8 protein-coding genes are annotated in these 14,615 nt (G+C 59.8%); all 8 read right to left on the bottom strand.

From position 1 onward, the window contains the following. Positions 1 to 155: 155 nt before the first annotated feature. The 8 genes from Mal65_RS12750 to Mal65_RS12715 all read right to left on the bottom strand — a co-directional run bounded on the left by Mal65_RS12750 (position 156) and on the right by Mal65_RS12715 (position 14,509). The gene (locus tag Mal65_RS12750; RefSeq protein ID WP_145298086.1) at positions 156 to 1,178 is read right to left on the bottom strand and encodes an NAD-dependent epimerase/dehydratase family protein; all 1,023 of its coding nucleotides are present in this window, start codon (positions 1,176 to 1,178) and stop codon (positions 156 to 158) included. Positions 1,179 to 1,232: 54 nt separating this feature from the next. Further along, the gene (locus Mal65_RS12745; protein WP_145298083.1) at positions 1,233 to 2,498 is read right to left on the bottom strand and encodes a hypothetical protein; all 1,266 of its coding nucleotides are present in this window, start codon (positions 2,496 to 2,498) and stop codon (positions 1,233 to 1,235) included. Positions 2,499 to 2,647: 149 nt separating this feature from the next. Then, positions 2,648 to 4,459, bottom strand: a complete 1,812-nt coding sequence (locus tag Mal65_RS12740) for a coiled-coil domain-containing protein (RefSeq protein WP_196784801.1) — start codon at positions 4,457 to 4,459, stop codon at positions 2,648 to 2,650. A 121-nt stretch (positions 4,460 to 4,580) separates the two neighbouring features. Further along, positions 4,581 to 7,031, bottom strand: a complete 2,451-nt coding sequence (locus Mal65_RS12735; protein WP_145298080.1) for a polyketide synthase — start codon at positions 7,029 to 7,031, stop codon at positions 4,581 to 4,583. 76 nt (positions 7,032 to 7,107) lie between these two features. Further along, on the bottom strand, positions 7,108 to 9,909 hold the full coding sequence (locus Mal65_RS12730; RefSeq protein ID WP_145298077.1) for a vWA domain-containing protein: 2,802 nt from the start codon (positions 9,907 to 9,909) through the stop codon (positions 7,108 to 7,110). After that, positions 9,906 to 12,449 (bottom strand): N-terminal double-transmembrane domain-containing protein, encoded by a 2,544-nt coding sequence (locus Mal65_RS12725; RefSeq protein ID WP_145298074.1) that lies wholly within the window; start codon positions 12,447 to 12,449, stop codon positions 9,906 to 9,908. The genes Mal65_RS12730 and Mal65_RS12725 overlap by 4 nt, the downstream gene beginning before the upstream one ends. 94 nt (positions 12,450 to 12,543) lie before the next feature. Then, positions 12,544 to 13,425 carry a DUF58 domain-containing protein gene (locus tag Mal65_RS12720; protein ID WP_145298071.1) on the bottom strand — a complete coding sequence of 294 codons (882 nt, stop codon included), beginning with the start codon at positions 13,423 to 13,425 and terminating at the stop codon, positions 12,544 to 12,546. After that, the gene (locus Mal65_RS12715) at positions 13,415 to 14,509 is read right to left on the bottom strand and encodes an AAA family ATPase (protein WP_145298068.1); all 1,095 of its coding nucleotides are present in this window, start codon (positions 14,507 to 14,509) and stop codon (positions 13,415 to 13,417) included. The genes Mal65_RS12720 and Mal65_RS12715 overlap by 11 nt, the downstream gene beginning before the upstream one ends. Positions 14,510 to 14,615: the final 106 nt, after the last annotated feature.

The raw sequence follows: 14,615 nt of genomic DNA, 5'->3' as shown, positions 1-14,615 counted from the left end.
CGCCCGGCTTTTCGTCCCCGCATTCGATCGCCACAAACGTCAACGCCTAGCGAATTCCCTCGCTGGTTCCGCGACCGGTCGCCGGGACCCTTGATCGGACGGATCGCGTCAAACGTTTGTTCGGCAACCCATGTCGCCCGGTAACCCGATATCGCTTATTTGCCCGATGCCGTCCGGTCGCCCAGCGTCCGCAGGTATTCGGCGGTGGCGTCCAGGCCCTGCTGCATCGTCAACGGTGGCTGGTACCCCAAGCGTTCGGTCGCCGCGGTACCGTCGAAATAGTGGTCCCGAGCCATCTGTGCCGCAACAAACCGCGTCATCGGCGGCTCTCCCGACCGAGCGGTCAGATGATAGGCGGCCTCCAGCATCACTCCGATCGCGCGAGCCGTCCGCAGACTGAATTGGCGGGTCGGCGGCTTGACCCCAGCGGTTTCGCACAGACGCGTGATCCAAGGCCAGCAGTCAACCGGTTCGTTTTGCCCAATGAAATAATTGCGCCCGGCGGCACGATCTGGCGCGGCTTCCAACGCGTCGATGGCACACACGTGGGCATGAGCCGCGTTGACCACATGCACCATGTCGATTCGGTTCTTGCCGTCGCCGATGATCGCCAGCCGTCCCCTGGCGGCGCGGTCGATCAGGCGAGGCAACAAATGCGGGTCGCCTTCGCCCCAAATCAAGTGGGGCCGCAGCGAACACGTCCGCAGCCGAGTGGCGTCGTCCGCCTGGATCACCATCGCTTCGGCCATCGCTTTGGACCGCGGGTAATTACACATCCACTGGGCCGGATACGGTGCCGATTCATCGACGCCGCTTTGATCCTGGCCGTCGAACGTCACGCTGGGGCTGCTGGTGTACACCAATCGGCCGATCGAATGACGGTGACAAGCGTCGATGATGTGCCGGGTCGTCAACACGTTGTTCCGCAGGTACCGCGGCATGGCGCCCCAAACGCCGGCGATCGCCGCGGTGTGCACGACCACGTCGACATCGCGAACGTGATGCATGGTCCAGTCGCGATCGGACAGATCACCCCGCCGATGCGTCATCCCGGCGTCGACCAATTCGGGATACTCGCGACGCGAAACCCCGATGACTTCGTCGCCCCGCCGCAGCAACTGGCGGACGATTTCGGCGCCCAGAAAACCGCCGCACCCCGTGACCAGACACCGCGTCATAGCGCCGGCGTCCCGAAAGAACGATTCGAAACCGCCGTGGATCGTTGTGAAAGATCAGCCTTGGTCGGTCGCCATCTTGCGAAAATAGGCTTCGATGGCGTCGCGGTAATGGGTCGGCAGGTCACGGCTGATCTGTTGAATGGCTTCGTGTCGTTCGGCCGGCGGCAGGTTTCCCCAAGCCGGTCCCTGATCCACATCCTTGCGATCCACATCGCCTTTGCCAAGCGGGTTGCCATCAGCCATGCTGTCGGCCATCCCGCCGCCGGGCTTTCCACCGGACGAACCACTGGAACCGGCCGACGCGGCTTGCTGTTGCTGCTGTTGTTGTTCTTCGATCTTGTCGATCATCTTTGTCAGTTTGTCGATGATCTGTTGTTCGCGTTGTTCCACTTCTTCGTTGGCACGCCCCAGATCCAAACGCCGCTGGACGTCGGTCATCATCCGCGAAATCTCGTCCAACGAATCCGGCTTCATCGGGCGGATGTCGGCGACCATCAATTGAGCCGTTTTGACGAACCGCTGTGGCGCGTCGTCCGGGTTTTCCATCAGCCGACGCAAATCCGCGAGCGCCTCGGTCTTCATCAACAACGCGTGGTAACACACGCCACGGTAGAACAACAAACTGGCCGGCGCGACCGACGATATCGCGTCGACTTCCGCGATTACGGGCAACGCTTCGTCGTAAAGTCGCTGCTGGGTCAGTTCACGCCCCATCCAAATCCGCACGGCGTCACGAGTCGATTCGGGCAACGAGTTCAACGCCGCGTAGTTCGGTCCGCTGGGGTCGATACTTCCGGCCGCGGCGGTCAAATCTTGGCGTGACAGATCCACCAAGTCCGCCATCGATCGATCGATGCCCGCCGCCAGTTCGACGAACGCATCCAACGGGTCCACGTCGTCGGTCTGTACGGCGTTTAGGAATTGATCGGACGCTTGGTCGATGACATCGGGCGAAACGCCCAGGCTGTCCAAGTCCGAACGCAAGCGAGTCGCCCATTGGTCGGCCGACAAAGTTTGCCAAGTGCTTTGCTTCTTCAAAGCGTCGGACGCATTCGCCGGTGTGCCAATCAGACCAACGGCAACCGCCGCCAAAGCCAGGAAACGGATGCCCCAAGACGAAGTGATTGGACCCGATGTCTTGCAGGCGTTGGTCGCAGCGGCGAAAGAAGACTGGGAAGCGAAGGATTCAGAAGATTTTTGGCACAGGCCGAAAGACCGAAAGTCTGGACGATCCGCGTATCCGCTGTTGCGGGAACGGGCACCGAATGGGATGGCACCAATTCTTCGGCTGGCACCAGGCTTTCGATCCGACTTCATCATCGTCTTTCCTCGACCGTTCCACTCCGATCTGCCCGCACATTCATCCGCGAAGGCACATCGTTTCTAACTAACAAAATCGTTGTTTGGCCTGGGACACCGCCCGTCGAAATCCGCGAATCCATTCGAATTTGCGTTCTACGATGGGGCGTTTACTGGTTGCGCTCCAGGGCCAAATCACGAGTGATTCGGTACAGCCGACTCTGGCGTTCGGCCAAATCTTGCAGCAACGGTTGGACTTCCTCCGACGTCGTTTCGCCCGTCTGGATCAGTCCCGAATATCGCCGCGTGGTGGATTGTATGCGTGTTTGAATCGTTCGGATCAATTTTAGTTCCGCCAGAGCCTGGACCAGCGGTTCTTCGCCCGGTTGTCCGGGTTGTTGCGGTTGCTGATTCTGTTGTTTCTTCTTTTCCAGATCGTTTTGAGCCTTCTGTAACGCCGCAATCATTTCCTCCAACGCGGCCAAGACGTCTTCCTGCATCCCCTTGGTCACGCCATCGATCTTGGTTTGCGACAACCGCTGGGCGATCACCACGGTGTCGTCACGAATTTGCGAAATCACTTCGGGGAACGCGACACTTGATCCTTCTTCGCGCAACAACAGCATCGCGCGATCCGCGTCCAAGGTCACTTTTTTCTCCTCGAACGCCAAATCCCCCGCCTTCAAATCGGTCTGACGATTCCGCTGTGCCTTGGGCGTTTGGGACAGCGCCGTGGTGTCGTCCAAAATCTTGGACTGCATCGCCGCCATCTGGCGAAGTCTAGCTTCCAGTTTGGCCAATTCCCGCTGCATCTCCTCTTCACGCAGCTGGCGCAGGATCTGTTCCAGCTGATCGATCGCTTGGCGAAGCTGTTTTTCTGCTTCGCGTTGTTTTTCGACCGCGTCGTCACGCTTGGCTTCTTCCAGATCCTTTTCCGCCTGACGCATCTTTTCGATCGCCTGCTGCAGCTGATCGTTCGCTTTGGCTTGCGGCGATTGCGGCGGCTGAGGTCCAGACGGCTGGGAATCCGAGGATTCCGATTGCTGGGACTCGGATTGTTGCGAGTCCGACGGCGGGGATTCGGATTGTGGGGACTGAGATTCTTGAGACTGGGACTGCGAGGGCTGTGAATCTTGTTCCGATTCCGGCGACGAATCCGAAGGTGACGATTCGGATGATTCGGCGGACGAGTCCTGCGGCTCCTGTTTGTCCCCCGCGTCCGATTCAGATCCCTCTTTCGGATCCGCGGCGTCGGATTCCCCCGGCTCCGGTGCATCGTCTTGTTCGCCGTCTGATTCGTCGGATTCAGAGTCTTGAGAATCAGCGTCTTCGGATTGCTGCGACGGATCATCGGCCGATTCGTCCGACGCGTCGGACGATTCCGATTCGCCGTCGTCCAGGTCCTCGGACAAGGATTCGGCTCGCTCGCTGAGCGATTCTTGCTCGCGTTTCAGTTGATCGGTGTCGGCGCCGTTTTCGGTGCGGGCTCGAGTGCTGCGCTGCGAACGTTCGACGCGTTTGAGTTCGCGGATGACTTTGGCGATGCGTTGTTTTTCGTCGCGAATACGCTTGCTGCGGTCTTCGGTCAGCAACAGCTTTAACAACGCGGCCAGTTCTTTGGTGGCGGTTTCCTGTTGATCGACGGCGTCTTGGAATCGCTGCTTGTCCAGTGACGACGCGGCGTCCTGCAGTTTGGTCAATACGAACCGATCGCGTGACTGTTTCGCGGCGCGTTTCAACAGCGACGCACGCTCGGGGTTTTCCGCGGCCTCCATGTCGGCCAAACGCAACAACAACGCTTCCAGTTTTTGAAATCGCGTTGCCAAGCTGATTTGACGTGCCGAAAGAGCTTCGGTCGCTTCGTCCGCGGTTGCGAACGATCCCAGCGTCGGGACCAGCACCGTCAGCAACAGACACGTCAATGAGATGCGGATGCGGCGAAGTCGGTTGCCGCCAGGAGCGTTGCCGTTCGATACCGCCAAACCTGACCGACGACCAGAAACTGCGAAGGAACGTTCAGCCCGTGATCCGCCAGTCCGGCCGACCGTCATCGGGCTGGTCCCATGCTGGGACGGTGTTTCATCGCTCAAATTCAGGCATCCATCAGTCGAAGAAGCTCTTGATTCGCGCTTTTTGCTGTTCCTTAGTTTCTTCCAGCAGTTGTTCCTGGTCGTCAATCAGACCGCGAACCATGTCCAAAATTTCATTGTAGCTTTCCAGGTCAAGCATCTTTTCCAAAATCGCAGAAAGCTGCAACAAAGCCTGGTCGGCGGCTTGGACCGCCGCCTGACGTGCCTGGACGGCTTGCCGGTCGGACGGGCCTGATCCCGCGGTGTCGTCAGCCGCGGTGTCGTTAGCCGCGGTGTCGTCGGAACTTTCTGGTTCAGTGGTTTCGTTGTTCGGATTGCTGCCGTCGGCCGCACCGTCTTTCGCTTCGGCGGCCAACATCAATTCGGCGATCCGAGCCGACAGACGTTGCATTTCATTGTCCACCACTGACCGCAGTGGATCGCGGACGGACTGGCCGATGCGCTGCCGCCGGTCGACTGAATCGACACGGTTGTTCACCATTTCTTCTAGCAAATCACCCAGGGCCGCGACGATACCATTTAATTCCTCGCTGCTCTTGGACGCTTGCAATGCCGCTTGCTGGATACGAAGCCGCAAAATCTGCCGTTGACGATCCGGCGAAGCCTGTTCGTCGGAATCCCCGGGCGTGCCGGACACCGAGTCGCCGGGCATTTCCAGTCGTGCTAAACCATCGCGAAGTGTTTGGGTTTCGTCGATCGTTTGTTCCAACCGTGCCCGCAACCCCAGTTCACGCCGCTCCAGCAGTGCCAACAAGTCTTCCGGGGTGACGATCTGCAAGCGAAACATCTCGCTTTGTGACACGTGACGGCCGTCCAGATCGTAGGCGTCGGTCGCCTCGGCATACACGCTGATCGATCCGCCGGGTTGCAGCGTTTCGATCGTTCCTTGGTCGGCCAGATCACGCAAATCGATCGCACCTTCGCTGCGTCCGTCGCGATCCGGCGCGGGCTGGAAAACAGACAGCGGTTCGTTCGTTGTCCCCGACGCTTCGGGTGACGACACGACCAAGTCGACGGTGCTTTGGTCGATCCCGTAATCGTCCGTCGCCTGGACCGCGATCGGCAATCGGGCGATGGGCGTCACGGCAGACCCGATTCCCGGCAGCTTCAACGAGACCTCGGGCGGTTGGTCACGAATGACGCCAAAGAAATAGCGATAGGGTGCTTGGGCGCTGATGCCGTCATCGCTGATGGGCACCAGTTTGACCGTCGTTGCTTCATCGAAATGATCGATCGACAAGCTGGCCGACATCGCATCGTCGACGATTTGCGGCGCAATCCCCGGGACGACTTGACCACTTTGGGTGACCTGGTGGTCGATGGCCCCGATCGGCGAACTCGCATGCGCGGTGATTCGAACTCGACTGCCTTCGCGAATCCGCAACCCTGCCTGATACGGCGTGTCACGGTCGATGACCTGTTCGCCCTGGGGCAGGTCACCACGCAAATAATCGGGATAGCGAATCTGTACATCCAACTGCTTGACCGCCGGCGGCGTGACGGCTTCGATGCGGTACCCGTCCAAGCGATCATCCAATCCGCGAATGGAGATCGACATCGACTCGCTAAGCCCGGCCAGTGGCGGACCGTCCAATAAGAACGCTTGGTACCCATCACGTTGACGACCGACACGACGCAAGTTGGCTTGGCCACGCGTGCCGGCGTCGGTTTGGTAATACGCCGTACACACATCCGGCACGATCGCGTCATCGTCCGCCTTGGCACGAATACGCAGCACCGGATCGCTACCGCGGGGAAGCCGAACCGTCGTGCCATCGAATTCGACGAACAGCGGTTCCACGTCGTCTTGTTCGCCCGCGGTGATTCGCGGCAATTCCACCCCGACCATTTCCAAAGATGCACGTCGCGGCCACGGCTGGTCGCTGAACAACATCAACCGCGACGCGGCGGTCCAAGCGGTCTGGGGACTGATCACCAACAGCAACAATGCGGCCAAGACCAACGGCAGCAGCACGCCGAATTTTCGCAGCAATGGTCGCCACTGGAATACCGATCCCAGATCCACGTCGTCGACACCGGCCACCGCTTCACGATGCACACGTCCCAGCAAACGGTCATCGTGCGAATCACCCTGGCGCCCCGGTCGCGTCAACTGCACCGCCGTGACCAGCCGTCCGCCCAACGATGGATGCTTGCGTTCGATCAACAACGCCAAACTGTCATCGGGCAAGGGACGCGACAAACGACCGATCAACAGCCGCAACACCACGAACAACAACAACGCGCCGATGGCAATCAGCAACAACATCCGCGCCGACCGCGGCATTTCCGTCCCGCCCAGCTTCACCGGCAGGTAATCCAATGCCAAGCCGATCCAAAATCCGGCCAACACGATGACCAATGCCGCCAGCAACGCATCCCAAGCCACGTACCGGCGGATTCGCGATCGCAATTGATCGATCAGCGAAGCCAGTTTCGGGTCAAGGGAACGTACGGAAGACATGGAAGTTGGATTCAGTCGTTGCGGCGTTGGATCAAGGTCAAACAGCGGTCAAAAAAGAACAGTCGGCAAAGGGTCGTCATGCCAGACGGTGCAGCCGGCGGGTCACCCATTCAAAAGTCAAAAACGTCGCGATCAGCCACATCAATGCGGCGTTTCGGCGTCGCGTAAAGTCTTGGTCGGTATTACCGGGCAAGACCGTGGTCTGTGGTTGAGGCCGAATGACACGCACCAATTCATCAGCCACCGTGTTGGTCGACGCGGGATCATCCAATGGGAAAAAGCGGCCGGCGGTCAGATCCGCCAACGACGTCAATCCGTCATCGTTTCGCCGCGGTCGCTCCAGTTCAACGGTTGGCAACCGCACCTGAACGCTTTGCCGCAGCACCTGTTCGGCCAAAACATCGCCCAACGTCAATCGGATTTCGTATCCGCCAGCTTCGCGCACGATCAGCCGTCCGCCATAGGTTCCCGGACGCGGTTGGCCCGGCGTCGGCGTCAAATCTAAATCCATCACGGTGCCACCGGGCGTCAATACCTTCACGGGAACCTTGGGCACCTGCAACGGTTCGAATTGGTCGTCGGTCAACACCGCGCGGATCGCGATGGTATCGCCCACCATCGCTTTGGAATTGTCGACCAACAGCACGCCGCGATTGCTGTCACGCAGCAACCGCCCTTCGCTGGCCCAGCGAATCAGTTGGGTGTAATAGCGATCAAAGTAGGCGTCGCTGGCTTGCCGCAATCGCCACATTTCACCGCTGGCCTGAAAATACGTTCGACCCGAACCGTAAAACTGTGACGCCATGAAGACCGGCAACTCGTCACCGACACGCGTGGTCGGATCGGAAAATCGTGAATACGCTTTCGCCCCCGGCTTCAGTCCTTTGACACCCACAAAGTCATAGACGCCATCGAATTCGTCCCAGATTTGAAAGCTGGACGTCGGGTCTTGATCAATCCACAAGAATTCCGCTCGTTGCGCGTCCGGCGTGAAGTCTAGCGGCCAAGCATCGTCACCGCCCTGGCGACCACCGCCCAGCAAAGCACCGCGTGTGGCCAGATCGACCGGAAAGAACCCTCGCACGGTGCTGATGCGGGGATCGGTTCGGCCGCGGAAAAACATCGGGTGATAAACCGGACCAGCGACCAAGATCAGCCCACCGGCCTGTTCGGCCAACCAACGTTCGATCACCTGCAACGATGCCGCATCGAAAGATCGCCAATCGGGGTCGAACATGATGATCGCGTCATATTCGAACAAGTCTTCCGGCGTTTCGGGAAAGCTCGTCAACACCAGGTCCGCGTCTTGGCTCATGCCGGGTTGTCCGGTCTGCAGCCAAACATCCAGTTCCACCGATTTGTCCCGGTACAACAAGTTCCGCACAAAGCGATACTCGCGGGTCGGCCCACCGGCGACCGTCATCACTTTCAACTTACGCGACACGACCTCGTATCGCGCCGCCTGGGCGTCATCACGCACGTTCGTGTCACCCTCCGGTGCAACGATGCGTACCGCCACGCGACGCCGGCCAACCGATTCAGGTTCCATTTCGAAACGCAGGCCCGACAACGTCCCGTCCACCGGCAAAGTCACACGCCGGCTGTCGATCACGTTGGACGGCAAATCGACAGCCGTATCGCCGCTGCTATCGGTCGACGCATTGCCGTCGTTGTTGGCGGCGGTTTGATCCAGTCCGTCCAGCAACTGAACCTCGACTTCGATCGGACGTGCGCCGCTGCCCTGCAGCACCGCCGAAATGGCAAACTTGTCGCCCGGATAGACACGTTTGGGGGCATCCAGATCGACCACGCGAACGTTGGTCGCCGGACGACTGCTGCCCAAGCCGACCGGGTACACCGAAACCCCGGCACGTCGCGCCAGTGCCGTTGCACTGCCCAAGTCCACGCCGCCGTTATTCTGGCCATCGGTCATGACGACGATCCCGGCCAACGTGCTGGGTTCGTGATCGGTCAGGACCGTGCGGATCGCGTCCCCGATGCGGCTTTCGCTGCCGACGGCGGCCACCTGATTCTCCCAGTCCGCCACGCCCGACGGTCCCTGTCCCGGGGCCTCGGTCGACTCCGCATCCTCGGTCGTATCGTCGGCATCCGAGGGCCCCGACAAACCCAGAATCGACGCCAGCGGTGCCGGGCTTTGCACGCAATAAACGCTGCCCAACGAAACCCCGCCGATCAACAGACAACTGGCGGATGTGACCAGGAACCAGCCGACCGATTGTCCACGTCCGGTGGCACCAATGGCCAAGGAAATCAACGCCAGCAACAAGCCGACCGCGATCGCGAATCCGCCGAACCAGGCTATCCGGCGTGCGGTCGCTGAAACCGTTTCGTCCGCGGTGTCCGGCTGCGTCCGTGCCGCCGAATCGGCATCCAAAGATTGATCCGCCGTGTCGGTGGACATCCAAAGCGTTGGTTCTGATTCCGCATCAAACCCGTAAACGCTGACGCGATGTTCATCGCGCATCTGTGTCAATAACGGCGAATCATCCAGCAGGGTTTCGGCCAACTGCACCCGACTGGGCGATCCCGGATCGATGCCGCCGGCCAGCGACATGCTTTGGCTGGTGTCGACCATCAGGACGACTTCGCTGGGCCGCGTCACCACCCGCTGCGTTCGACGTTGCAGATCGAAGAAAAAGAACACCAGCGCGATCACGGCCGTCAAACGCAACAGCATCAGCGTCCAGCCGACCGGCCGTGAAATTTCCACGATGTCACGTCGATAAAAACGCACGCACAGCGTCAGCAGGGCGATCACGCCCAAGACGACCACGGCCCAAATCCACCACCCGTCCAGCGATCGGGCTCGCATGAATTCGTAAACGACTTCGCTTCGGTCCGCCACTTGTCCGATCATCCGACGCGATCCCCCGTCAAATCACCGTTCGCTTCCGAACCTGTTGTCGATCGATCCGACCAGGACGGCGCGGCGCTTCCCACGCCGCCGCCACGCCGACCACTCTTGATCGACGATGGGGCCGCCGCGTGATAGCTGGCCCAGTACGCCAGGGCCTGTTCGATCGCAAATACCAATGCCAACAATCCCAACAACACCAGCGACACCAACGAACTGCCCGCTTGGCGTGTCTGGTCATTCCAACGTCCTCGATCGATGAACTCCGCATCGACCGGCTGCAAGTCACGCAAGACCTCGGCATGCTTGCTGCGTTGCAAATCGCTTTCGCCCACTCGGATCGTCGTCGCCACCGGCCGCATTTCCGTTTGGCCGTCCAGCGCCGTCAGCATCCATTCGCCCAAACCGGGACGCATCAGATCCGTCACATCGACACGGCCGTCGACGATCGCACCGACCGGATCGAGTTCCAGCGTTTGTTGTCCGTCACCGTCACCAGATGCTGCACCGGAGCCCGCATCGGTCGAATCATCTTCGGCAAGGTCATCACGGGACAGTTCGATCGGCAATCGCGGGGGTTCGTTGGCCGGCAACCAAGTCAACACAGGGGCGTATCGATCAGCGGGCAAGGAAACACGCATCGGGTCGTCGACCGACCGAGCCGTTGGAGGCGACGCGGCACTCCACAAATACGCATTGGTTTGCAACAAGAACACCACAAAGGTCGGATCACCCGTCCAGTTGGTCCATTGTCCGTCCAGTCCCGCGGCGACGGTCACGACACGGCCACGGCCGTAATCATGTTGCATCACCACCGGTACACCATCGGTGCGTCGCAGCGGAACTCGCACCGGTCCCATCACAGGGTTTTCGGACTCGGTGGTGGTTGCTTCGGCCACATCGCCTGACACCACGTCTGTCGTAATGCCCGTGTCGTTTGGGTCGTTCTCTTTCAAGTCCAGCAACCAAGAATCGCTGAACCGGACCAAGGAAAACACGCCGTCACCGGCGGATGCCAGCGGACGCAACAGATCCGACGAATCATCCATCCGCACATCCGCCGTCACGCCATCGGGGCGATCACGCAGCGGTTGGATTTGCAGCAACGGAGCCGGCAATAACCGTCGATCCGCCGACACCAAGGTTTGGTTGTACACCGTTCGATCGACCGATTCGCCCAAGAACCACGCCAGCCCGCCACCGCTGCGGACATACTGGTCCAGCGCCGCGGCGGCACCTTCGCCGATTGTCGGAACATCGATCAGATAGACCGCTCGAAACTCCGCCAACGATTCCGGCGTGATCGATCGCAGGAAACTGGAGGCTTCGACTTGCGGAACCGCACCGATATTGACTTGGCCGCCGGGATTCAGAACCGATCCGACGTGATAGGCACCGCGGCCGTCGGGATCATCGTCGATGACCAGAACCTTTTGCGTTTCGGATAACGGCAACGTGCAGATGCGGCGGTTGTCGATCGCCAAAGCATCCTCGGGCAACCAAGCTTCGATCGCATGAGTCCCCGGTTGCGCGACAAAGACTTGAAAGGTCTTGGTGACTTCTTCGCCACTTTGAAGCGATTCGATCACAATTGCGGGCAACGATTCGACACGACCGCTTTGTGGCAATCCGGGTTCGGGTGTCGTGACGTCGTCGCCGTACAAAACCATCCGCACCCCGATCGTCACGTTGTTGACCGGACCGCTGCCATAATTTTTGACTTTGGCCCGGATCACCACTGGAACGCCCGCGACCCAGACGTCTTGCTGGGGTGACAGTTCGGTGATTGCCAAGTTGCCTGCCGCCGCACCGGCACAATCGACCAGCCGAATTTCTGCATCGCCGTCGATCCGACGAAGCTGTTGAGTCAAACGCTCCGGCGCCGACCAATCGCGACGCCGAAAATCGCTTAACAAGTAGACGTGTCGTTCATCGGCCGAATCGTTTTCCAACAACTGGGCGGCCATCTCCACCGCCGCAGTCATGTCGGTCCGCAGCGGTGATGCCGCCGTCGCCATCACACGTCGGATCAAACGCGAATCGCCGGTGATCGTTTGCGACGACAAATCCGCCGCCGTATCACCCCGCTGGATCCCGCCTCGTGTCGCCAGTGCCGCGCGGCTGGATCGCATCACGGTCAAACGGTGTTCGCCGTCTTCCTGAGCCAATTGGCGGGTCAAGTCCTGCAGCGTTTGCAACGCCGACTGATAGGCGGTCGTGTTGCCGCTGGCATCTCCCATCGAATAGCTGTCATCCAACAGCACGACGTGGTGAACCGTTTTGCCGCCCAGCATTTGCATCAGCTTGCCGCCGCCGGTCCAACCGGCCAACAAGGCGATCAGCAAGGCTGCGAGGGCCAGACGCGACAGCAACAACAACAGTTGCCGCAACACCACCCATTTGCGTTGCTTGCGATAACTGGCCAACAAAAAGTCCATCGCCGCCCACGGTTGTCGGCGATGGCGCAGCATGTTGATCAGGTGGACCAACAGCGGCACCGCGACAAACAGAAAACCGATCGTCAGGACGGGAAACAGAAACAAGTCGAAGACTTAACGGAAAAAGGAAGACGTGGGGTAAAAACCAATCAAAGGGTCGGGCGGCCGAATCAAAAACCCTTCGACCGGGCGGCGAAATTTACTTGCGCAAGTTGGGCAACCTTAAACGCGTCGACAAAAACTTGGCCAGCACTGCATCTAACGGTTCGCTGGTGCGTGTCAGCATGTAATCGATCTGCAACCGGCCACAAGCCCGGCGGGTGGACTCCAGGAACTCGTTGAGCGCCTCCAGATAACCTTCCCGCAGTGCCCGCGGGTTGCAGTTCAGAATTTGGTCGGTCTCCAAGCCTTCGAATCGCGTCGCCCCGTCGAATTGAAAGTCGACTTCGTGGTCATGCAGCACATGGAACAACGCGACGTCGTGACCGCGGGCACGGAAAACCTGAAGCCCTTCCAACAGTGAATCGACGCCCAGCAAATCACTGATCACCACGACCAAACCGCGCCGAGGGATTGTTTGTGCAATTTCCATGGCCACCGATTTTAAATCGGTCCGTCCGTCGGCCCCCACCGATTCCAACAACGCCAACATGCGGGCAAGCTGTTGTTGGTTGCTGCGCGCGGTGATGCTGTCGCGGACCGCGGTGTCGAAGGTGTACAGGCCCGTCGCGTCCTTTTGCCGAAGCGCCAAGTACGCCAGTGATGCGGCGATCGACGCGGAATAATCAAACTTGTTCGAATCGCCATCGCCGTACGCCATGCTGGCCGAACGGTCGACGACCAACTGCAACCGCAGGTTGGTTTCTTCTTCGTATTGCTTGATGTGCAACCGGTCCTGCCGCGCGTACACCTTCCAATCGATGTGCCGAATCTCGTCACCGGGCACGTATTGCCGGTGCTGCAGAAACTCGATCGATTGACCGAAGTAGGGGCTGCGGTGCATGCCGCTAAGGAAGCCTTCGACGACCCGACGAGCCGTCAACTCCAAGCGGCGGATGCGACCGGTAACCTCAGGACGCAAATATCTTTTGGAACCGGGCATCGCGTGACAGGGCGTCTTCGGTGGTGGGCGTGGCGTCAATGATCCGATCGATGACTTCGTCGCTGCCGATGCCTTCGCTTTCGGCGGCGAAGTTGACCACCATGCGGTGACGCAGCACCGGTTTGGCCAACGCTTGGATGTCTTCGATTTGGACGTGGAATCGGCCCTGCAATAATGCCCTGGCCTTTCCGCCCAGAATCAAAAACTGGACCGCCCGCGGGCCGGCACCCCAGCCGACCAATTCGTCGACAAAGTCCGGCACGCCGTCGCTGCCGACCCGCGTTTGACGGACCAGCGACAGTGCGTATCGAATGACGTGATCGCTGACCGGGACGCGACGCACCAGGTCTTGCAGACGAATGATTTCTTCGGCCGCCATCACCGGTTGGACGTCCTGATCGTTCATTCCGGTCGTTCGCCGGGCGACTTCGAATTCTTCGTCAAAGCTGGGATACTCGACGAAGATTTTGAACATGAACCGGTCCTGCTGCGCCTCGGGCAGCGGATAGGTGCCTTCCTGTTCAATCGGGTTTTGGGTCGCCAAGACAAAGAACGGATTGTCCAGCGGGTGCCGCGTCCGCCCCACGGTGACCTGACGTTCCTGCATCGCTTCCAACAACGACGCCTGCGTCTTGGGCGGCGTCCGGTTGATTTCGTCCGCCAACACGACGTTGGCAAACAGCGGCCCCTTCATGAACCGCAATTCGCGATGCCCAGAATTCCGATCTTCTTCGATGATTTCGGTGCCCGTGACGTCGGCGGGCATCAAGTCGGGGGTGAACTGGATCCGGCTGAAACTGAGGTCCAACGTCTGTGCCAACGTGCTGATCATCAGCGTCTTGGCCAAACCAGGCACACCCTCGAGCAATACGTGACCGCGGCTGAACAGCCCGATCAAGATTTCTTCGATGACATCGTCCTGTCCGACGATGATTTTGCCCAGTTGTTGACGGATCCTCTCCCGAGCTTCCGACAACCGCTTCGCATCATCTGTCCCCAAAGCGGCGTCGTCTTGCGGCGGTCCACCGTTGACGGTCCCGCCGTGATCGGCATCAGCGGCCATGCAATATCCTTGACGTGTTCCATGGATTGGCAGTGAAAAGATCGCTCCGACGCCTCAGTGTATGGCAAAACACATCCGCGGTGCGTCGCCCGGCGAATTTGGCCGT

Source organism: Crateriforma conspicua (genome assembly GCF_007752935.1).
GTDB classification, from domain to species: Bacteria; Planctomycetota; Planctomycetia; order Pirellulales; family Pirellulaceae; genus Crateriforma; species Crateriforma conspicua.
This window is presented reverse-complemented; position numbering and strand designations above follow the sequence as displayed.